This window comes from Arthrobacter sp. TMN-49, from assembly GCF_054511095.1.
Genome location: NZ_JBTNDH010000023.1, coordinates 20,653 through 41,121, shown reverse-complemented (window position 1 = coordinate 41,121; position 20,469 = coordinate 20,653). Strand labels below are relative to the sequence as shown.

The 20,469-nt window shown below is 62.7% G+C and carries 16 protein-coding genes; 12 read left to right on the top strand and 4 right to left on the bottom strand.

The window, feature by feature from the left end; all coding sequences use genetic code 11:
- The first annotated feature begins 70 nt into the window (after nt 1-70).
- The 3 genes from ACX80E_RS11805 to ACX80E_RS11795 all read left to right on the top strand — a co-directional run bounded on the left by ACX80E_RS11805 (nt 71) and on the right by ACX80E_RS11795 (nt 4,748).
- A complete protein-coding gene (locus ACX80E_RS11805) occupies nt 71-2,746 on the top strand; it encodes a bifunctional acetate--CoA ligase family protein/GNAT family N-acetyltransferase (RefSeq protein ID WP_459302150.1) in 2,676 nt (891 codons plus the stop codon).
- A 78-nt stretch (nt 2,747-2,824) separates the two neighbouring features.
- Complete coding sequence (locus ACX80E_RS11800; protein WP_459302149.1) at nt 2,825-3,514, top strand: DUF5998 family protein; 690 nt, start codon at nt 2,825-2,827, stop codon at nt 3,512-3,514.
- Nucleotides 3,444-4,748: an alkaline phosphatase family protein gene (locus tag ACX80E_RS11795; protein ID WP_459302148.1), complete on the top strand. Its 1,305-nt coding sequence runs from the start codon at nt 3,444-3,446 to the stop codon at nt 4,746-4,748. Before ACX80E_RS11800 ends, ACX80E_RS11795 begins: the two co-directional genes overlap by 71 nt.
- A gap of 135 nt (nt 4,749-4,883) precedes the next feature.
- Here the strand turns inward: ACX80E_RS11795 and sepH are convergent, their stop codons facing one another.
- A complete protein-coding gene (gene sepH / locus ACX80E_RS11790) occupies nt 4,884-6,155 on the bottom strand; it encodes a septation protein SepH (RefSeq protein ID WP_459302147.1) in 1,272 nt (423 codons plus the stop codon).
- 277 nt (nt 6,156-6,432) lie between these two features.
- Between sepH and ACX80E_RS11785 the strand changes: the two genes are divergently transcribed.
- A complete protein-coding gene (locus ACX80E_RS11785) occupies nt 6,433-6,690 on the top strand; it encodes a DUF4193 family protein (protein WP_459302146.1) in 258 nt (85 codons plus the stop codon).
- 60 nt (nt 6,691-6,750) lie between these two features.
- Here the strand turns inward: ACX80E_RS11785 and ACX80E_RS11780 are convergent, their stop codons facing one another.
- Entirely contained in the window at nt 6,751-7,242 is a 492-nt protein-coding gene (locus tag ACX80E_RS11780) for a DUF3093 domain-containing protein (RefSeq protein ID WP_459302145.1), read from the bottom strand.
- Between the two features lie 94 nt (nt 7,243-7,336).
- On the opposite strand from ACX80E_RS11780, the gene dut reads away from it, so the two are divergent.
- From dut to ACX80E_RS11760, 4 genes are read left to right on the top strand one after another with little or no spacing between them, the layout of a single operon-like run.
- Nucleotides 7,337-7,870 (top strand): dUTP diphosphatase, encoded by a 534-nt coding sequence (gene dut, locus ACX80E_RS11775; RefSeq protein WP_459302144.1) that lies wholly within the window; start codon nt 7,337-7,339, stop codon nt 7,868-7,870.
- A 36-nt stretch (nt 7,871-7,906) separates the two neighbouring features.
- Nucleotides 7,907-8,701, top strand: a complete 795-nt coding sequence (locus ACX80E_RS11770; protein ID WP_459302143.1) for a DUF3710 domain-containing protein — start codon at nt 7,907-7,909, stop codon at nt 8,699-8,701.
- A 4-nt stretch (nt 8,702-8,705) separates the two neighbouring features.
- Nucleotides 8,706-9,041, top strand: coding sequence for a single stranded DNA-binding domain-containing protein (locus ACX80E_RS11765; protein ID WP_459302141.1), 336 nt, complete (start codon nt 8,706-8,708; stop codon nt 9,039-9,041).
- Complete coding sequence (locus ACX80E_RS11760; RefSeq protein ID WP_459302140.1) at nt 9,042-9,740, top strand: DUF3159 domain-containing protein; 699 nt, start codon at nt 9,042-9,044, stop codon at nt 9,738-9,740.
- 87 nt (nt 9,741-9,827) lie between these two features.
- On the opposite strand, the gene ACX80E_RS11755 is transcribed toward ACX80E_RS11760, so the two are convergent.
- Nucleotides 9,828-10,496 (bottom strand): potassium channel family protein, encoded by a 669-nt coding sequence (locus ACX80E_RS11755; protein WP_459302139.1) that lies wholly within the window; start codon nt 10,494-10,496, stop codon nt 9,828-9,830.
- Nucleotides 10,493-11,170 carry a potassium channel family protein gene (locus ACX80E_RS11750; protein ID WP_459302138.1) on the bottom strand — a complete coding sequence of 226 codons (678 nt, stop codon included), beginning with the start codon at nt 11,168-11,170 and terminating at the stop codon, nt 10,493-10,495. Before ACX80E_RS11750 ends, ACX80E_RS11755 begins: the two co-directional genes overlap by 4 nt.
- A 226-nt stretch (nt 11,171-11,396) precedes the next feature.
- On the opposite strand from ACX80E_RS11750, the gene ACX80E_RS11745 reads away from it, so the two are divergent.
- The 4 genes from ACX80E_RS11745 to ACX80E_RS11730 all read left to right on the top strand — a co-directional run bounded on the left by ACX80E_RS11745 (nt 11,397) and on the right by ACX80E_RS11730 (nt 20,331).
- The gene (locus ACX80E_RS11745) at nt 11,397-13,367 is read left to right on the top strand and encodes an APC family permease (RefSeq protein ID WP_459302176.1); all 1,971 of its coding nucleotides are present in this window, start codon (nt 11,397-11,399) and stop codon (nt 13,365-13,367) included.
- Between the two features lie 15 nt (nt 13,368-13,382).
- The gene (locus ACX80E_RS11740) at nt 13,383-14,810 is read left to right on the top strand and encodes a class I SAM-dependent RNA methyltransferase (protein ID WP_459302137.1); all 1,428 of its coding nucleotides are present in this window, start codon (nt 13,383-13,385) and stop codon (nt 14,808-14,810) included.
- 47 nt (nt 14,811-14,857) lie between these two features.
- A complete protein-coding gene (locus ACX80E_RS11735; RefSeq protein ID WP_459302136.1) occupies nt 14,858-17,434 on the top strand; it encodes an HAD-IC family P-type ATPase in 2,577 nt (858 codons plus the stop codon).
- Between the two features lie 68 nt (nt 17,435-17,502).
- Entirely contained in the window at nt 17,503-20,331 is a 2,829-nt protein-coding gene (locus tag ACX80E_RS11730) for an aconitate hydratase (RefSeq protein ID WP_459302135.1), read from the top strand.
- Nucleotides 20,332-20,469 lie beyond the last annotated feature (138 nt).

Here is a 20,469-nt window from a genome sequence, read left to right as displayed (position 1 = left end):
TTTTCTTTGTTAAGTGTGTTGCGGGCAGACATAGACGCAAAAGAACTAATCATGTCGGTACAGTGATTCTATGGTGAAGCTAGAGCTCGCGCCCGAATATCCGGCCCATTGGGAAGCCGATGTTGTGCTCCGTGACGGTGGAACGGGCCATTTGCGCCCCATGACGCCCGCCGACGCCGATGCCGTGCAGACCTTTCACATGGCGCAGTCGCAGAATTCCATCTACATGCGTTTCTTCACCTACAAATCAAAACTGACGGCCAAGGAATTGCGCCGCTTCACCGAACTGGACTACCGGGACCGTGTGGCTTTTGTTATAACCCGGGGCGCTGAAATTATTGGTATTGGCCGCTACGACAGGTTGAACGATCCCACCGAAGCCGAGGTGGCCTTCAACGTTTCCGACGCCCATCAAGGCCGTGGTCTTGGCTCAATCCTATTGGAACACTTGGCGGCGGCCGCGCGGGAGAACGGGATTGACAAGTTCTCCGCCGAGGTCCTGCCCGAGAATCGCAAAATGATTCAAGTTTTCTCCGAGGCCGGGTACGAGGTGCACCGGCGCTTTGACGACGGCGTCATCTCCTTGCACTTTGATATTGACCCCACAGAGAAGTCCCGTGCCGTGATGGAGTCCCGCGAGCACAGGGCGGAGGCCCGCAGCGTTGCCGGCCTGGTGGCGCCGGCTTCGGTGGCTGTCATTGGGGCCAGCCGGGCGTGGGGGAGTATTGGCCAGCAGCTGCTCGAGCACGTGGTGGAAGGCAAGTTCACCGGGGCCGTGTACGCCGTCAATCAGGAGGCCCTGGAAGTTTCGGGCATGATGCCCTACGCCAGCATTGTCGAAGTGCCCGGGCCGGTGGATTTGGCCATCATCGCCGTCCCTTTCGCCCAGGTCCCGGCAGTGGTGGAGCAGTGTGGTCGGGCAGGGGTGAAGGGCCTGATTGTCGCCACAGCAGGTTTTGCCGACGACGGCGACCGCGGCTTGGTGCGGCAGCGCGCCTTGGTGCGTCAAGCCCGGGCGAACGGCATGCGGCTGGTGGGTCCGGCGTCGTTGGGGTTGGCCAATACGGACCCGGCAGTCTCGCTGAACGCCTCCATGGCCCCGGACCTGCCGCAGCAGGGTGGCCTGGGCATTTTTACCCAGTCGGCCGCCTTGGGTGTGTCACTGTTCGCCTCGCTCAGCCGCCGGGACGTGGGCATTTCCACCGCACTCTCGGCGGGCAACCGGGCGGATGTGTCAGGCAATGACATGATGCAGTTTTGGGAAGATGACGCCAACACCACGGCGTGCGCGCTGTACCTGGAATCGATCGGCAATCCGCGCAAGTTTGCCCGCATCTCGCGGCGCCTGGCCCGCAGCAAACCCGTCATTGTGGCCAAATCGGACTCCATGGGGCTGCGGCTGCCCCCCGGCCACGCAGTACGAACCACCCAGGCGCCGGCCGGCGCGCTCGATGCCATGCTGCGCCAATCCGGTGTGGTGCGGGTGAACACCATTGAAGAGCTCTCCGACGTCGCGCAGCTCGTGGTGGGCCAACCCCTGCCCCGGGGGTCCGGGCTGGCGATTGTTGGCAACTCGGCGGCGTTGGGTGCCGTGGTGGCCGACGCCGCCGAGCAGCTGGGGTTGACGGTGTCTGAAGTGCAAGCAAATCTGTTGCTTGACACTGGCCAGTCCAAGGCGTTGCCGCTGCTGAAAAAGACCGTGCTGGATGCGTTGGCGGGCACCGATTCCGTGATTGTCACGCTGTTGCCGGTCATTGGCTTGCCGGTGGAGACCATCGCCGTAACGCTGCAGGAGTGCTCCGAAGCGTCAGGCAAGCCCGTGCTGGCGGTTTTTACCGGCATTGTTGATCCCCGGATCCACGTCAACCGGCAAATGTCCGCGGAACGAACGCTGCCCGCCTATTCAAGCCCGGGTGCTGCCGTCGCTGCCTTGGCGGCTGTGAGCCGATATGCGCACTGGCTCACCCTGGAAACTCCACTCTTTGAAGCTCCCGCTGGTGTGCACCCGGAGGCGGCCGCGGCCCTGTTGGACTCTTGGCTGGAGGGGGTCCCCACCGCAGAACTGACCACCCTTGATGCGGCTCAAGTCAGGGAGTTGTTGGGGCACTACGGCATAGCCGTTTTGGAGTCCGTGCCGTTTGGCAGCGACGACGAGGCTGTCGCGGCGGCCGAACGGTTGGGTTGGCCGGTTGCCATCAAGACCCTTGACCCGACGTTGCGGCACCGGCTCGATCTTGGCGGTGTCCGGATCAACATTGAAAACGCCCAGTCCCTGCGGCGCGATATTGCCCAGATGCGTAAACTCCTCCAGCCCTACGGGAGCAAGGAATTGGAGGTGCAGGCCATGGCCGAGGTGGGTCAATCCTGTACCTTGCGGGCCATTGAAGACCCGTTGTTGGGCCCTGTGGTCTCCTTCGGTCTGTCCGGGGATGCCGTCAATCTTTTGGATGACTGGGCTCACCGGGTGCCCCCGTTGTCGGTGGCTGACACCGCTGACCTGGTGCGCTCACCCAGGGCGGCGGTAAAACTCTTCGGCTATGAGGGCTTGCCAGCGGGCAACGTCCAGGCCCTGGAGGACTTGGTGGCCCGTGTTGCCATGCTCAAGGAGGAGCACCCGGAGATTGCGTGGATGGAATTCAACCCCATTTTGGTGGGCCCCACCACCGTGAGCGTGCTGTCCGCCGAACTGCGCATTGGCAACCCCGCCCAACGCACGGACAGCGCACGCCGGGCCATGATCTCCTAGGGATTCCTGCCCGGTCCCGCATCCCCGCCGTGCGCCCTAGGTGCGCCCAGTTCGCAACGGTGGCGCCAAAGTGCAAAAATGGAGCCTATGAACAGCTTCGGAGCCGGCGCCCCGGCCAATACCAAGGGCCGCGATTTGGAATCCGCGCTCCAGCGGTCAGGTTTTTATCCCCGCCTTGTTGCCGATGTAGTTAATGATGCCCTGGACGGCCAGGAAAGCCTGGCCCATCTGGTGCATCTGGAAACCCACTTTGACAGGACTGAAGTGCACCGGCACATCACAGTTCTGGTGCTGACCGCCGAGATGCTTGTCATCACCCATGTGGATGATCACCAGCTCGATGAGTCGGGGGACCAGATGGTGGCCCAGGTGTCCACCGAGTCGGTCCCGGCCAGCCAGATCAAGTCTGTTGTGCTCAGCTACATCTACTCCCAGCCGCAGGACTACAAGCCCTCGGATCCTGCCCGAGAATTGACGTTGTCCATCGCCTGGTCTGGTGGGCAGCGGGTGGAGATGGGTCCGACGTCGTGCGGGGATCCGAACTGCGACTCCGACCACGGCTACTCGGGCACCATTGTGCAGGAGGACATCGCCCTGCGCATCAGCGCCGAAGCGGAGGGCTTGCAGGCCGTGGCCGACGCCAAGGCGTTTGCGCGCGCCCTGCGGGCGATCAACACCGGCACGGCGACCCCCACCCATGCAGAGCTGGGAAGCTCAAAGTTTCCTGCCTTTGGCGCACGGCTGGGCCGCTCACATCACCGCCGCTAACGCCGTGGGCGAGCAAGGCCCCGCTGTCACGCTGCTGGGGTTCAACCAGGCCGAACTGCCAGCGGCCCCCTCCTATGGCCGGGCCAGCATCGGCGACGTGTTTACCAGCGCTGCGGCCGCACTGGGTGTGGAGGCATTTAACAATGTGTTGAAGTTGCCGGCTGCCCCGCGGATCTGCGTGGTGTTGGTTGACGGCCTGGGCAAGGCGTTGCTCAAGCAACGCTCCGGCCACGCACCATTCTTGCGCGGCGTGCAAGCCCAGGATTCCTCCGGCGAGCATCCGCGCACCCTTCACGCATCGTTCCCCAGCACCACCGCCACCTCACTGACCGGCTTGGGCACAGGTGTCGCCCCCGGCCAGCACGGCATGGTGGGTTACGACGTGCTGGATCCGCGGCAGGACAAGGTGGTGAATCTGCTGGGCCAATGGGACCCTGGCGTGGACCCCTTGCGTTGGCAGCCTTTCCCCACGGTGTTTGAACAAATCGCCGCGGACGTGCCCTGCACCACCGTGAGCCTGCCGCACTTTGCCAGTTCGCCCATGACCCGGGCTGCGCTGCGTGGCAGCACGTTCGTCGGCGCCAGCAACGTCCACTCCCGGGTAGAGGAGGCAGCCGTGGCCTTGGCCGCCACGCCCACGGCGTTGGTCTACCTGTACTGGAGCGAACTGGACAAGGCCGGGCACGCCCACGGCACCGATTCCGCCCAGTGGGAGCACCAACTGGAGGAGCTCGACGCCGGGATGAAACGCCTGGCGGCACGTGTCCCGGCAGATACCTTGATCCTCCTCACGGCCGATCATGGCATGGTTGACGTGCCACGTTCGGCCCGGATTGACTACTCGGTGTTCCCCGAACTGGTTGCCGGTGTCCGCCACACAGCCGGTGAGCCACGGATGGTGCACTTATACCTGGAACCGGAGGCCACAGCGGAATCCCGGGACCGGCTGATGGCTGCCTGGGTGGAGGCGTTTGGCAGGAAGGCGTGGGTCGTGAGCCGCCAACAGGCCATTGCGGCAGGATACTTTGGTGCCGTCAGCGAGACTGTGGCCGCCCGCATTGGCGACGTTTTGATTCTTGCCCGCGAATCCATAGCGTTTTACGATCTGCGCAGGGTCCGTGCCCAGGCCATGGACGTGGTGGGCCAGCACGGCTCCATCACCAAGGCTGAGCGCGAGGTTCCGCTGCTGCGCATCCCCGTCACGGCCAAGACGGTCAAGGGTAAACGCCGCTAACTGCGCCCCTCGCCGCATCTGACCCGCAGAAAACGCCGAAAATACGCGCTTTTAGCGCGATTTTCGGCGTTTTCTGCGGGTCAGATGCGGCGGTTCGGTCAGTTGCAGCAGCGGTCGAGTCAGTTGCGGCGGGGTTTAGTCGCCCTTGGTGCCAAACACGATCTCGTCCCAGCTCGGGACGCTTGAGCGTTTGGGCTTGGAGGCAGCCTTGCGTTCCAGTCGGGCAGCGACTTCGCTGTCGCTGGGACCGCTGTCATCGGTATCATCCAGGCCAGCTTCGGCTGAGACGGCAGTTGGGGCCTGTGCCGGGCGCGACGGTGTGGCGGGTTCACCGGACAGTACCACTTCACGGGTTTCGGTGCTGACTTCGGCAACACTGTCCAGCTCGTGATGGTGCTGGGCGTCCAGGCTAGGTGCCAGTGACAACAGCGGCATGGCACGGAGCCTGTCCTTGGCACTGGGCTTTTGAGTATCGGTGGCAGGCGGCGTCTCGGCAGGTTCGGCGGTGGGGGAGTACAGGGCCTCATCGCGCGGGTGCGCGCCGGGGACGTGGGTGCCCAGCATGGCTGCCAGCTCGTCGTCGCCGGTTTCATCGAGGCCCAGGCGGACGCCGCGCCGTGACCGGAGCATGTCCAACAAACCGTCACCGGGGTAGTTCTCAACCTCGTCCGTTTGCGGGTCAGCTGCGGGCTCATCTGACTCAGGCTGGTCCTCGGAGTCCGCCTCAACGTCGAAGGGCTGGTCCAGCACGGCGCTGAGCCGGCGTTCAGGCACCGGACTGTCCAAGGGTTCCAGCTCACTGAGTTGCTGGGCCCAACGGTTGGCGTTGTGCAGTGCCTTGCGCCCGGGATGGAAACGCCACAGGGCAGGGGGTGGTTCGCCAATGCTGCTGGCGGCCCACTGGGTGCCGGGCTCAAAATCTGCGCTGATGGTCCAGGCGCCGGCATGGTCCCGCCACGCGTCCCAGCGCAGCGATTTCGGGTCGATGCCGAAGGCACCCAGCCGGTGCATGACCATTTCTTCCAACGTTGTGGGGCTTTCGCCGAACGCTGAGCGGTAGCCGTCATTGTGAGGTGTTGGCACAGCAACCTCAACAGTGCGGGCCTGATTGGCAATGTGTTCACGCTCCGCCAGGACGGGGCCCTCGTAGCGGCGGACCTGCTCCAAAGACAGCGAGGACTGTTCCGCCACCGAGACTGCTGTTGCCCCGCCGCGGATCAGGGTTTGAATCTCCCGCGGTGTCATTCGGGTGGTGCTTTGCTGCACCCGAGAGCTGCGAACTGCGGACTTGGCCGCGGCCGTTCGCAACGCCTCATCAAGGGGGAGCAGGTAGTTTTCTCCACCGGGACCACTGAGCAGCAAGTGTTCGCCGTCGTCGTGGACACCCACCAGCCGCAAATCAGCCATGCCGTTCTCCCAAATCTTCTAGTTCCCCTCGAAACTTTGCCACCGAATGGGGGCAATTCCTACTACCCGGCTAGGCGTGGCGCGAGATGACTTGGAAATAATGCTCGTTTGTGCCGTGTCAGCCGTCAAGAGGCGGCCCGGATGCCGCGGAAGAGCCTCCGTCTTAAGCCTGCTGCGAACTCTGGGCGGGCCAGGATTACAAGCGACGCGTTTGCGCCTTAGGGTATTGGCTGTATTTAGTATCTGCCGCACGTGGCAGCGAAGTAAGGATGTTTTGATGACCACCAGCTTTCACGCTCCCCGCACGGCTGGACGATCCGCGCCGCCCTCGGCCGTGATCGACGTGGCGGAAACTGAGCTGGCGGAACTCTACGAGCTTCCCGGCGGTGAAGTCTCGCCCGAGGAGTTGGCCTTGGAAATTGTGGGCCAGCAGGCCGACGAGTTCACGTGCGGGTCATGTTTCTTGGTGCGTCATCGTTCGCAGCTGGTCAGGGAAAAGAACGGCCTGAAGTTCTGCCACGACTGCGAAGGCTAGGCGCCAACAAAAATATGGCCACCCCGGAGTTACTTGGGGTGGCCATCGGTGTTGGTGGTGCTAGCTGGTTGTCGTGGGCACGGCGCCGCCAAGGGCCGCGGCGAGGTGCTCGGGGTTGCGTGAGGACGTCAACCAGTAGGGGGTCTTGTCGTCGGGATCGGTGATCTCAATTTTGACCACCGGCTTGATCCAGCCGCGAATGCACAGGTAGGCCAGGCCGTTGAGCTTGGTGCCGCGCTGGGCTGTGGCATCATCACCGTGGTAGTAGCTGACGTCGCCAACATACTTGCGGTCGATCTGGGCACGGCCCACCTGCAGCGTCTCCGGCGTCACAGCAATGGTGGGGGTGGAGGTCAGCAACAGCACCACCTGCAACACGAGCAAAACTGCGAATGCCGCATAGCCGGCCAAGGGGCTGATGGGGATGAAGATCAAGATGCCGGAGGCCGAAAGCCCCACCACGATGACCCAAATCCAAAAGGTGGGCCACAGCTTTTCGGTGTAGTTGGCCGCGGCGGGGGGCATGGCGCCTTGCGGCGATTGAGATGACATGTCAGTAGCTTTTCATCTTTCCGGCAGTAATTCACGTTGCGTCCGGCCAACACACCGCGGACCTGATGACCGCTTCGGGATAGACTGGGCTGTTGTGACCCATCAGACTCTTCCCTCAAACCTTGAGACGGACAAGCCCGGCGCGGATGTGAGCGTGCAATTGTGCATGCTCGACGCCGGGATCGAACCCCCCAGCTACGCGCACCCGGGCGATGCTGGCGCAGACTTACGCACCCGGATAGATGTTGTGCTGGCACCCGGTGAGCGTGTCCTGGTGCCCACCGGCGTCAGTATCGCACTGCCCTTTGGTCTGGTGGCCTTGATCCACCCGCGTTCAGGCCTGGCCACCAAGCACGGGCTGACAATTGTCAACAGCCCCGGCACGGTGGATGCCGGATATCGCGGCGAGATTTCTGTAACACTGTTGAATACGGATTCACACCACTCCATCTCCCTGTCCCGGGGCGATAGAATTGCTCAAATGGTCATTCAGCGTGTGGAGATTGCCAACTTCATTCCTGTGGATCAACTGCCTGACTCGGTGCGCGGCACCGGCGGCTTCGGCTCCACCGGTGGTTTTGCCCAGTCCACGACCGGTAACCCCGCCTCAGGGGCCAACAACGGCTGATTGCCGTTTCATCTTTCACAAGGAGTCTTTAATCCCATGGCTTTCGGGTTCGGTAAGAAAAAGAAGATCAGCGAAGACACTGACCAGCTCGCTGGGGCTGGCAGTTCCGCCCAGAATGATGCTGAGGCAGGGCAGGGCCCCGAGGATGGCGCAGCAGTGTTGAGTCTCCCGCCTAATCCCGCCGACACTGTCTACGACCGTGCCCTGCACGGGCCCTTGGATGCTTCCGAGGTGGCTGGCACCGACGGGTACGTTGATTTGGGGGCATTGCTCATCACCCCGCGTGAAGGTTTGTCGTTGCGCCTGGAGGTGGAGGAAAGCACCTCACGCGTCATTGCCGTGACCCTTGACCTGGACGGCTCCAGTCTCCAATTGCAGGCCTTTGCCGCCTCACGTTCGGAGCAACTGTGGCGTGACATTCGCGAGCAGATCGGCTTGTCGGTTGGTTCGCAGGGCGGCGAGATTGAAATTCTTGATGGTGCCTTCGGCAAGGAAGTCCTGGCCAAGGTTCCGGCCCACGGCTCCGATGGCAGCAAGGGGTTCCGGGTTGCCCGGTTCATCGGCATCGACGGCCCGCGCTGGTTCCTGCGTGGTGTCTTGGGCGGAAACGCCGCCGTGGACGCTGAAGCCGCAACCGACTTGGAGGACTTGTTCCGCGGTGTTGTGGTGGTTCGTGGCGAAACACCACTGCCCCCGCGCGACCTTTTGCTGCTGCGTCTGCCCAAGGACGCAGCCACCAGCCCGGAAGGCGCCGTCGCGGCCGACCATGCAACACCGGCCCAAGGCGGGGAACCCTTCCGTCGCGGGCCCGAAATCACGGCGATCGGCTAGATCAATGCCCGTGGGAAACGGTGAGTGGCCGCCGGCAGTTGCCATCAATGAACTACCAATGCGCGGCCGTGCCTCGTGCAGCGGTGTTGTCGATGCTGTGACAATTTTGCCGGCGTCGACGTCACCGGCCTACACGGCCATCGTCACCGACAGTGAGTCGCACAGGATGGACCCCTCAGCGGGCAACCACCGTTTGCGTCTGGTGTGGATTGGTCGACGCCGGGTTCCGGGCATTGTGGCCGGCACCCGCCTGCGCGTTGAGGGCATGGTCTCCCAACGCGAGGGACTGCCCACCATGTACAACCCCCGGTACGAAATTATTGGAATTCAGGAGAGCTAGTTGAGCCAGCAGAGCCCCGAAGAAGACTCCCCGGCACCCAAGCCCGGAGGCGGTTTCGCTGATATCGCCCAGGAACTGGCCGCCAAGAACGCTTTGGTGCGTAAGGAAAACGGCCACATCGACTTACTGGCCGCCGCAGGGGGGATCAGAGGCATTGCCGAAAGCGTCCTGCCCGGTCTGGTCTTCCTGGTGGCCTTCACCATCAGCCGGGACCTGACGGTGGCTCTTGTGGGTTCGGTGGCCATGGCGGCAGTGTTCCTCGTTGCCCGGCTGGTGCAACGCACACCGTTGACGCAGGCGCTGGCTGGAATAGTCGGCGTCGCGCTGTCAGCGTTCCTGGCCATGAAAACCGGCAAGGCCGAGGACTACTACACGGTGGGTTTCTATACCAACGCCGGGTATATCCTCGCCATGGTGGTTTCGATCGCTGTGCGCTGGCCCGTGTTGGGACTGCTGTTCGGATATGCGCGCAACGAAGGCGTGCGCTGGCGGCAAGAGCCCGAGCGGCTCCGCGCCTACCGGGTTGCCACCTTGATCCTGGTGGGTGTCATGGCTGCCCGGCTGGCCGTGCAGCTGCCGCTGTACTTTACCGGGCAGGTTGACGCGCTGGGAGCCATGCGCCTGATCATGGGCGTGCCGCTTTATGCTTTTGGATTGTGGATCGCGTGGCTGGTCAGCCGCCCCGTCTCAACAGACTGACTCCCGGAATACGAACTGACCCGCAGAAAACGCCGAAAAACACGGTAAAACCGTGAATGTTCGGCGTTTTCTGCGGGTCAGTTCGTATTAGCTTGCGGGCTGGTTCGTGAGCAGCGTGCGCAGCTCGTTTTCGGCGGCAAGGGTGGTGATGAAGAACAGTTCATCATGAGCCTCCACCACGTCGTCACCGCTGGGGGTGATGGGTGCTTCATCGCGCAGAATCGCTACCAGGGTTGAATCCTGCGGCCACTGGATGGCACTGACCATGGACCCAATCACGTGGGAATCCTCCGGGACAGTGAACTCCACCAGGGACGCCACACCCGTTTGCAGGGTCAGCAGGCGCACCAGGTCGCCAATTTCAACGGCTTCCTCAACCAAAGCGGTCATCAGGCGCGGCGTGTTCACGGCAACGTCAACGCCCCAAGAATCATCAAACATCCAGTCGTTCCTGGGATTGTTGACCCGGCCCACCGTGCGACCCACACCAAATTCAGACTTGGCCAGCAGGGAGACAACAAGGTTGACCTTGTCATCGCCTGTTGCCGAGACAACCACATCGGCCTGTTCCAGCTTGGCCTCACGCAGTGTACTGATCTCACAGGCGTCGCCCACCAGCCACCGGGCACCGCGCAAACCGCTCTTGCCGATGACTTCGGGTTTGGGATCGATGAGCAAGGTGTCATGGCCGTTGGACAACAGTTCCTTGGCAATGGAACAACCCACGCTGCCGGCACCCACGATGACAACAATCATGTTAATTGCTCCTTCGCGGGGGCGGCTGCAAGAATATGGGCCACGTCGGTGAACTGGGCGCTGACTATCATGGCGTGGACAGTGTCCCCTTGTTGGTAGCTTGTGTCCGGGCCCGGCAAGATGCCTTCTCCAAAGCGGGTCAAATAGGCGACCCGAACCTTGGTGGCACCTTCAATATCCAGAATGTGATGCCCAATCCAGTCCGGGTGCAGGGCCAGCTCGGTCAGGATCAAACGGCCGGAGGGTTCCCGGAAGTCGCCCTTGATGGCTGTCTCGGGCAGGATTCGGCGTAACACCTGGTCCGCGCTCCACCGCACAGCAGCAACCGTGGGGATGCCCAGGCGCTGGTAGATTTCCGCCCGTCCGGGGTCGTAGATGCGCGCCACCACGTGCTCGACATGGAAGGTTTCGCGGGCCACCCGGGTGGCCAGAATATTGGAGTTGTCACCGCTGGACACAGCCGCAAAGGCGTAGGCGTGTTCAATGTCTGCCTGCTTGAGCGTTTCCTGGTCAAAGCCGACACCTGTGATTTTGCGTCCGCCGAAACCTGTGCGCAACCGCCTAAACGCCCGCTCGTCTTGGTCAATGATCGCCACGGAGTGACCGGAGTCCTCCAAGGTGTGGGCCAGTGTGGCGCCCACCCGACCGCAACCCATGATCACAAAATGTGCCACTGGTGCTCCTTGTTATAGCGGATTGCCGAAAATTCTCGGTGTGCCGCTGCTGGTGCCGCATGCTTTGCCATACGGTGCGGGTACTAATTCGACGATAGTTGCGGCCTCCGGTCAAGTTGGGACAGGTACCGCGTCACGCCAATTTCTCTAGCCCTAGTGTGACATGGTGGCGGGGGCTTTGACGTTGGCCACCCGCGTGGCGCCCAGTGGTGCTAGCGTTACCCGCGTGCTGAACTTCTTCAACGCGTTCAAGCGAGTTCTTGTGGGACGTCCATTCCGCAACGAAAAACTTGCCCATACGCTCCTCCCTAAACGCATCGCGTTGCCCGTGTTCGCCTCCGATGCCTTGTCCTCGGTGGCCTACGCCCCGGATGAAATTCTGTTGACACTGGCCCTGGCCGGTGTGGCGGCTGTGGCGCTTTCCCCCTGGGTGGGGCTGGCCGTCATGGTCGTGTTGTTGACGGTGGTGGCCTCGTACCGACAAAACGTGCACGCCTACCCTTCCGGCGGCGGTGACTATGAGATTGCCACGGTGAATCTGGGCAAACGGACAGGTCTGACTGTGGCGTCGGCCCTCATGGTGGATTACGTGCTGACAGTGGCAGTGTCCATGTCCTCGGCGGCGAACTACCTGGCCACGGCAGTCCCGGGCTGGCACGGGACACAGGCCGCCATAGCCGCAGCCGGTGTGATCATCTTGGCGTTGGTAAATCTGCGCGGGATCAAGGAGGCCGGGACTGTTTTTGCTGTCCCCACCTACATTTTCATGTTCTGCATCTTCGCCATGACGGTGGCCGGCTTGTTTCAGGCCGCCACGGGAACGTTGGGCCGGGCGCCGTCGGCCGACTTTGAGATAATCCCCGAGGCGGCCTTCAACCAAGGCCTTGTCGGCTTGGCAGGGGCGTTCTTGCTGCTGCGCGCCTTCTCCTCCGGTGCTGCCGCGCTGACAGGCGTCGAGGCCATCAGCAACGGTGTGCCGAACTTCCGCAAACCAAAAAGCAAGAACGCAGCCACCACGCTGTTGCTGTTGGGCGCCATTGCCGCCGGCATGATGGCCAGCATTTTGTTCCTGGCGAACGCTACCGGCGTGCACATTGTGGCCGATCCGCACACCGAATTCCTGGTCAACGGGGTGGCGCCGGGAACCGACTATGTGCAGAACCCCTCGATCAGCCAGATAGCGTCGACAATTTTTGGGGCCGGCTCGATCCCGTTCTTCATCATTGTTGCCGCCACCGGCACCATCTTGGTGTTTGCCTCCAACACAGCCTTCAACGGCTTCCCGGTGCTGGCCTCAATCCTGGCCAGGGATGGCTACCTGCCCCGCCAACTGCGCAGTCGAGGGGACAGGCTGGCCTTCAGCAACGGGGTGCTGTTGCTGGCGTTGGGGGCGTTGGTGCTCATCTTTGCCTTCGACGCCGATGTTACCCGGCTCATCCAGCTCTACATTGTGGGCGTTTTCATCTCCTTCACCGCCAGTCAGCTCGGCATGATGCGGCATTGGACCCGGGAATTGCTTAAGGTCAAGGACAAGTCGCGCCGATTTAAGATGAAGCGGTCCCGGACCATCAACACCATCGGCTTCAGCATGACCTTGACGGTGTTGTTGATTGTCTTGGTGACCAAGTTCGGGCAGGGCGCCTGGATTGCGTTGCTGGCCATGGCCGCGCTCTTTGCCATCATGTGGAGCATCAAAACCCACTATGACAAGGTGGCCAAGGAGTTGGAGGTTGAGTCTGATTTCGCCATCAGGGCCCTTCCTGCCCGGATTCATGCTGTGATTTTGGTCTCCCATGTGCGCAAGCCGGTCATGCGCGCCGTCGCCTTCGCCCGGGCCTCGCGGCCGTCAACGCTGGAGGCAATCACGGTTGATCTGGACCCCGCTGAGACGGCCCAAACCGTTGCGGATTGGGAGCGGCTGAGCATCCCGGTACCGTTGACAGTGTTGGCGAGCCCGTACAGGGAAACGTTGACGCCGCTCATCAGCCATATCAAGACCATGCGCACGGACGCCCCGCGTGACTTGATCGTGGTGTACATCCCGGAATACGTGGTGGGAAAATGGTGGGAGCAACTGGTGCACAACCAGACTGCCCTGCGCATTAAGACGCGGCTACATTTTGAACCCGGCGTTGTGGTGGCCAGTGTGCCTTGGCAGCTGAAATCCTCCACAGACGCGAAGAAGTACCAAGAATAGAAGAGCATAGAGCATATGAGCGAGCCCACTAGTACCCCCCGCCTCACCGTCACGGTTGGTCCGGTGGCCCACGGCGGCCACTGTGTAGCCCGGCACGATAACCGCGTGATCTTTGTCCGCCATGCCATTCCGGGGGAAACCGTGGAGATCGCTCTCACCGAGAACGACGCCGACGCCAAGTTTTGGCGCGCGGATGTCACCCGGGTGGTGGAGGGCTCAACCGAGCGCGTGAACCACTTTTGGCCCGAAGCTGACGCGCTGCGGGCAGGTGCCCGCGGCGTAGCGCCCATCGGTGGCGCCGAATTTGGGCATATTTCCCGTCCTGGCCAGCTGAAGCTCAAAACGAACGTTGTCCGTGAGCAGCTGGAACGGCTCGGTGGCGTTCCCACCGACCGCCTCGATGAGCTTTTCGCCGCAGGTGTTGAGGACGTGGACGGTTCGGGAACGCAGGCCCAGCAGGCCGGTTTGGGCTGGCGCACACGCGTTGGCTTTGCCGTCACACCGGCGGGGAAGTTGGGCATGCACGCCCACCGTTCGCACACGGTCCTGCCCGTCGCCCAGATGCCGCTGGCCGTTCCCTCCGTCGACGATTTGCGCCTCTGGGAGCTGGACTTCACAGGCATTGAGCGCGTTGAAGTGGCTGCCCCCGCCAACGGCTCCGGGGTGTTGGTGCTGTTGGCTCCGGCGCCCGGGCTCAGCGAAAAGGCTGCAGGCCACGCGGTCAAGCGGATTGCCCGGGCCCTGGCTGCCCTGGAAACGCCGCCGTCGGTGGCCCGCTGGAACCCCGAGAACAGCGCCATCGACGTTGTCAGTGGCCGTGGCTGGGTCAAGGAAACCACTGCCGATCACGAGTTCAGGGTGACAGGGGACGGGTTCTGGCAGATCCACCGCAACGCCCCCAAGGTTCTCACCGACGCTGCCCTAGGCTACCTGCTTGAGGGCGGCTACCTCGACGACGGCGCCGACGTTGCTGACCTGTACGCCGGGGCCGGCCTGTTCACCGCGCCCCTGGCTGATGCTGTGGGCTCCGACGGCAGTGTCTTGTCCGTGGAAGGTTCCCCGGGAACAAGCCGCGACGCCCGCAAGAACCTCCACGCCAGCGAGCAGGTAGAAATCCTGCAGGGCCGGGTGGAAAAGATTCTGGGCACCCAGTCGCGGGCCTCGCAGTCCGCCGCCGGACAGCGCAGGCGATTTGACGCCGTCGTGCTTGACCCGCCCCGCGCAGGTGCCGGCAAGGCTGTTGTGCGTGCCCTGGTGGCCACTCAGCCCCGGGCCATCGCCTACGTTTCCTGCGATCCGGCAGCGTTTGCCAGGGATGTGAAGTACTTTGCCAACGCCGGTTGGCGGCTGGCCAAGTTGCGCGCCTTTGACCTGTACCCGCACACGCACCACGTGGAAACCGTGGCCCTGCTAGTCCCCGCGGCAGCCATCGCCACCAGCTAAAGCACGTTGAGCCCAGATGCACGTCAGCTAACTTTCGAGGACGACTCGTGAACCAGACACCACCGAAGGTGCGGCCCCAACGGCGGGATCTGACACGGAACAAGCCCAAAGGCACGGTGCTTGCCGAGCGGCGCGATGAACATCGCAAGGCGGCCATGGCGGCGGCCCGGGCCAACCTGGCCCCTGTCGATGGTGCGGCGCTTGAGCGTGCGGGGCTGACTGCGGGGCAAGTGCGCGAACGTCTGGATGCCGAGCTCAGCAATGCTGTGCGGCATGAGAGCAGCCGCAGCATTTGGGCTATTGTGCGGGCCAATGTGTTCACCTTGTTCAACACGGTGTTGGGCGGCTGCCTGGTGCTGGTGCTCGTTGTGGGGGACCCGCGTGATGCGCTCTTTGGCTTCATTGTGCTGGCCAACGCCGCCATCGGTGTGGTTCAGGAGTACCGGGCCAAGCGGACCCTGGACAAGCTGGCGGTGCTGCATGCACCGCGCGCTCATGTGCGCCGCGATGGGCGCGCAGTTGAGCTGGCGGTTGCCGAGGTGGTGTACGACGACGTGTTGCTGTTGCGCACGGGGGACCAAATCCCCGCCGACGCAATGGTCCTTGAGGCCGATGCTTTGGAGATTGATGAATCGTTGCTGACGGGGGAGTCTGACCCTGTGGCGAAGCTGCCCGGGGATATGACGTTGTCGGGCTCTGCCGTGGTGGCAGGCTACGGCACGGCCAGGGTGCACCGGGTGGGGGCGGAGTCGTACGCATCGCAGCTGACGGCCGAGGCCCGCCGGTTCTCCCTGGTCAACTCGGAGATCCGCAACTCCATCAACCGGATCATCTTGTACATTGCGTGGGCCTTGATTCCCATTATTTTGCTGGTCATCAACGGCCAGATGAGCGCCCACGGCGGCTGGGCGCAGGCCATCGCCTCCGGCGACTGGCGCATTGCCGTGGTCAGTGCCGTGGCCAGTATTGTGGCCATGATCCCCGAAGGCCTGGTGCTGCTGACAAGCATTTCCTTTGGCATGGCGGCCGTGAGCCTGGCCCGGCAACAGGTGCTGGTGCAGGAATTGCCGGCCGTGGAGGGCCTGGCCCGGGTGGACATGGTGTGCCTGGACAAGACCGGGACGCTCACCGAGGGCAGGATGGAACTGGCCAGCACCAAGGAGTTCGCCGCCGTCTCCGGCTGGGAACAGGTCCTGGCCTGGCAGGGTGCCCACCCCAACGCCAACGCCACGGCGGCTGCGCTCACTGGCGGCTATGCGGGGCTGCCGGCGGAGCTGCCCGTGCAGGAAACACCCTTCAGCAGTGCACGGAAGTTCAGTGCGGTCACCTTCGGTCCCGGTGCGCTTGCCGGTGAGTGGGTGCTGGGTGCCCCCGAGATGGTCTTAGCGCCGCACAGCCATGGTGAGGCGCTGGCGGCCGCGTACGAGGCCGCAGGGCGCGGCATGCGGGCGGTGGTGCTGGCGCATAGGGCGCTACAAACACCGCACCGTGGAAAGACACCGCCGACACCGCCGGACCCGGACGAGGAGTTTTCCGTCGCTGGTGTGACGCCGGTGGCCCTGCTGCTGTTCCGCGAGAAGGTCCGGCCCGACGCCGCGCAGACCCTTCAGTACTTCCGTGAGCAGGGTGTTGAACTGAAAATAATCTCCGGCGACAACCCCAGAACGGTGGCGGCTGTGGCCCGGGATGTGGGGTTTGAGTTCACCGGTGACGGATATGACGCGCGTGAGCTGCCAGAAGACATGGCCGAAATGGCTGATGTTTTGGCACGCGAAAACGTCCTGGGCAGGGTCACGCCCGAGCAAAAGAAGGCGATCGTGCTGGCCCTGCAAAGCCGGGACCACGTGGTGGCCATGACCGGCGACGGCGTCAATGACGCCCTAGCGCTCAAGCACGCCGACATCGGCATTGCCATGGGCAGCGGCGCGGCAGCCACCAAGGCCGTCTCCCGTCTGGTGCTTCTCGATGGCCAGTTCAGCCATCTCCCCTCGGTGGTGGCGCAGGGGCGCCGGGTGATTGCCAATGTGGAGCGTGTAGCGAACCTGTTCCTGACAAAAACCACCTACGCCATCATTATTTCGGTGGTCATCGGGCTGCTGATGTGGCGCTACCCGTTCTTGCCGCGCCAGCTGTCCATTGTCAGTTCCATGACCATTGGTATTCCGGCGTTTTTCTTGGCGCTATTGCCTAATGCCCGGCGGTACCAGCCCGGTTTCCTGCGCCGGACACTGATGTTTGCCATCCCCTCGGGCACCATTGTGGCTGGCTGCATCATGGCCGTCTACGCCTTCGCCAGGGCCTTCCCGGACCCTGCCCTGGGCGCCGAGGAAGCCATCACCGTGGCCCAGACGGCCACCACCATGACAGTGCTGTTGGTTGCCCTGTGGGTTTTGGGCACGTTGGCCCGGCCCTTCGACAAATGGCGGGCCCTGCTGGTCGGTGCCGTGGTCCTTGGCCTGGTCCTGGTGATGGCTATTCCGTTCGCCCGGGAATTCTTTGCCCTCGATATTCCGTCGGGCCCGCTCTTAGCGGTTACGATGGGCGTAACTGTCGCAGGGTGCTTGGCGATCGAGCTGCTCTACCGTTTCCTGAAGAGGCGGGGTGCCGTGTCCGAGCGCGAGTAAGGTGTGCCTAACTGGCATCCGTGCCCTTGCGTGACAAAGATAAAAGCAGTGGCGAGAGGAGTCCATCGATGACTAATGTGGACAGTTTTGGTTCCAAAGGCGTACTTAATGTTGCCGGGACCGAATACGAGATTTTCCGACTGAACTCGGTTGAAGGCGCGAAAAGCCTTCCGTTCAGCCTCAAGGTTTTGCTTGAGAACCTCCTGCGCACCGAAGATGGTGCGAATATTACTGCCGACCACGTCCGTGCGTTGGCGGGTTGGGATCCCACTGCGGAGCCCGACACCGAAATTCAGTTCACCCCGGCCCGGGTCATCATGCAGGACTTCACGGGAGTCCCCTGCATCGTTGACTTGGCCACCATGCGTGAAGCCGTCAAGGAACTCGGCGGGGACCCCGGCCGGGTGAACCCACTGGCTCCTGCCGAGATGGTCATTGACCACTCGGTGCAGATTGACGTGTTCGGTAACTCCGACGCCGTCGAACGAAACATGGATATCGAATACCAGCGCAACGGTGAGCGTTACCAGTTCCTGCGCTGGGGCCAGACAGCCTTTGAAGACTTCAAGGTTGTTCCCCCGGGCATGGGCATTGTGCACCAGGTCAACATTGAGTACTTGGCCCGCACCGTCATGACCCGCACGGTCGACGGCGTTTTGCGCGCCTACCCCGACACGCTGGTCGGCACCGACTCCCACACCACCATGGTCAACGGCCTGGGTGTGCTGGGTTGGGGTGTTGGCGGCATCGAGGCCGAGGCGGCCATGTTGGGCCAGCCTGTCTCCATGCTGATCCCGCGTGTCGTCGGTTTCAAACTGACAGGTTCCATCCCGGCCGGTGCCACGGCAACCGATGTGGTGTTGACCATCACCGAGCAGCTGCGTAAGCACGGCGTCGTCGGCAAGTTCGTGGAATTCTACGGCGAAGGTGTTGCGGCTGTGCCGTTGGCCAACCGCGCCACCATCGGCAACATGAGCCCGGAGTTCGGTTCCACGGCCGCCATGTTCCCGATCGACAGCGTCACCGTTGACTACCTGCGCCTGACGGGCCGCAGCGAAGAGCAGCTGGCATTGGTTGAGGCGTACGCCAAGGAGCAGGGCCTGTGGCACGATCCCAGCGTTGAGATCACCTTCTCCGAGTACCTGGAGTTGGACCTCTCAACAGTGGTTCCCTCGATCTCCGGCCCGAAGCGTCCCCAGGACCGCATTGAGCTGACCAACGCCAAGCCGCAGTTCCGTTCGGATCTGAAGAACTACATTGCCGGCGACGCACACGCCGACGGCAACACGGTGGATGAGTCCTTGGAGGAGTCCTTCCCGGCCTCGGACGCCCCGTCTTTCACCCATGCCGACAGCCACACCCACGACACCGAGCGCGTGGTCGCATCAGCCGCTACCGGTGCCAACGGCCGCCCGTCAGCACCGATCCATGTGAAGAACGAATCAGGTGTTGAGTTTGAGCTTGATCACGGCGCGGTTTCCATCGCCTCGATCACCTCCTGCACCAACACGTCCAACCCTTCAGTGATGCTCGCCGCAGCCGTGCTGGCCCGCAACGCCGTCAACAAGGGATTGTCCTCCAAGCCGTGGGTCAAGACCTCCGTTGCCCCGGGCTCGAAGGTTGTCACCGACTACTACGAGAAGTCAGGACTTGTTCCGTTCTTGGAGGCGTTGGGCTTCTTCACGGTCGGTTACGGTTGCGCTACCTGCATTGGTAACTCAGGCCCGCTGGACACCGAAATCTCCGCGGCCATCGCAGAAAACGACCTGTCCGTGACAGCCGTTCTGTCCGGTAACCGTAACTTCGAAGGCCGCATCAACCCCGACGTGAAGATGAACTACCTGGCTTCACCGCCGTTGGTCATCGCCTACGCCCTGGCTGGCACCATGGACTTCGACTTTGAGGCCGACGCCCTGGGTCAGGACGGCGACGGCAACGACGTCTTCTTGAAGGACATCTGGCCCAACGCGGTGGAGGTCCAGGAAGTCATGGACGCCTCGATTGACCGCGAGATGTTCACCAACTCCTACGCCACCATCTTTGACGGTGACGATCGCTGGAAGTCGTTGGAAACCCCCGAGGGCAACACCTTCGAATGGGATCCCAAGTCAACGTACGTCCGCAAGCCCCCGTACTTTGAGGGCATGAAGGCCGCAGCGGATCCCGTCACCGACATTGCCGGTGCACGCGTACTGCTCAAGCTGGGCGATTCGGTCACGACCGACCACATCAGCCCCGCTGGTTCCTTCAAGTCCGAGACCCCCGCGGGCCAGTACTTGTTGGCCAACGGTGTTGAGCGCAAGGATTTCAACTCCTACGGTTCACGCCGCGGAAACCACGAGGTCATGATTCGCGGCACGTTCGCGAACATCCGCATCCGCAACCAGGTCCTGGACAACGTCGAGGGTGGCTTCACCCGCGACTTCACCCAGGCCGGTGGCCCGCAGGCGTACATCTACGACGCCTCGGTCAACTACCAGGCTGCTGGCACACCGCTGGTTGTCTTGGCTGGCAAGGAATACGGTTCAGGATCCTCACGTGACTGGGCCGCCAAGGGTACCGCGCTGTTGGGTGTGAAGGCTGTTGTTGCCGAGAGCTACGAGCGTATTCACCGCTCCAACCTCATCGGCATGGGCGTCCTTCCGCTGCAGTACCCGGCCGGAGTGAACGCTGCTTCGCTGGGCTTGACAGGTACTGAAACGTTCTCCGTGGAAGGCGTCACCGTGCTGAACAACGGCACCACGCCCAAGACGTTGAAGGTTACGGCCGTTGCAGAAGACGGCACCACCGTCAGCTTCGACGCCGTGCTGCGCATCGACACCCCCGGTGAAGCCGATTACTACCGTAACGGCGGCATCTTGCAGTACGTATTGCGTCAGATCTCCGCAGCGAGCTAACACGTCCGTTTTGTGTAACACGTTCCGCAAGGGCGGGCTTTCCGGGAAACCGGGAGTCCGCCCTTGCGGCGTTTAATGTGCTTTGCGCCACCGAAAGCACGCGATACGCTCAGTTTTGGCTGCTGGACACGATATTGT

Coding starts and splice junctions, on each gene's coding strand:
- ACX80E_RS11805 (WP_459302150.1), top strand. CDS start 71: ATGGTGAAGCTAGAGCTCGCGCCCGAATATCCGGCCCATTGGGAAGCC.
- ACX80E_RS11800 (WP_459302149.1), top strand. CDS start 2,825: ATGGAGCCTATGAACAGCTTCGGAGCCGGCGCCCCGGCCAATACCAAG.
- ACX80E_RS11795 (WP_459302148.1), top strand. CDS start 3,444: ATGCAGAGCTGGGAAGCTCAAAGTTTCCTGCCTTTGGCGCACGGCTGG.
- sepH (WP_459302147.1), bottom strand. CDS start 6,155: ATGGCTGATTTGCGGCTGGTGGGTGTCCACGACGACGGCGAACACTTG.
- ACX80E_RS11785 (WP_459302146.1), top strand. CDS start 6,433: ATGACCACCAGCTTTCACGCTCCCCGCACGGCTGGACGATCCGCGCCG.
- ACX80E_RS11780 (WP_459302145.1), bottom strand. CDS start 7,242: ATGTCATCTCAATCGCCGCAAGGCGCCATGCCCCCCGCCGCGGCCAAC.
- ACX80E_RS11770 (WP_459302143.1), top strand. CDS start 7,907: ATGGCTTTCGGGTTCGGTAAGAAAAAGAAGATCAGCGAAGACACTGAC.
- ACX80E_RS11765 (WP_459302141.1), top strand. CDS start 8,706: ATGCCCGTGGGAAACGGTGAGTGGCCGCCGGCAGTTGCCATCAATGAA.
- ACX80E_RS11755 (WP_459302139.1), bottom strand. CDS start 10,496: ATGATTGTTGTCATCGTGGGTGCCGGCAGCGTGGGTTGTTCCATTGCC.
- ACX80E_RS11740 (WP_459302137.1), top strand. CDS start 13,383: ATGAGCGAGCCCACTAGTACCCCCCGCCTCACCGTCACGGTTGGTCCG.
- ACX80E_RS11730 (WP_459302135.1), top strand. CDS start 17,503: ATGACTAATGTGGACAGTTTTGGTTCCAAAGGCGTACTTAATGTTGCC.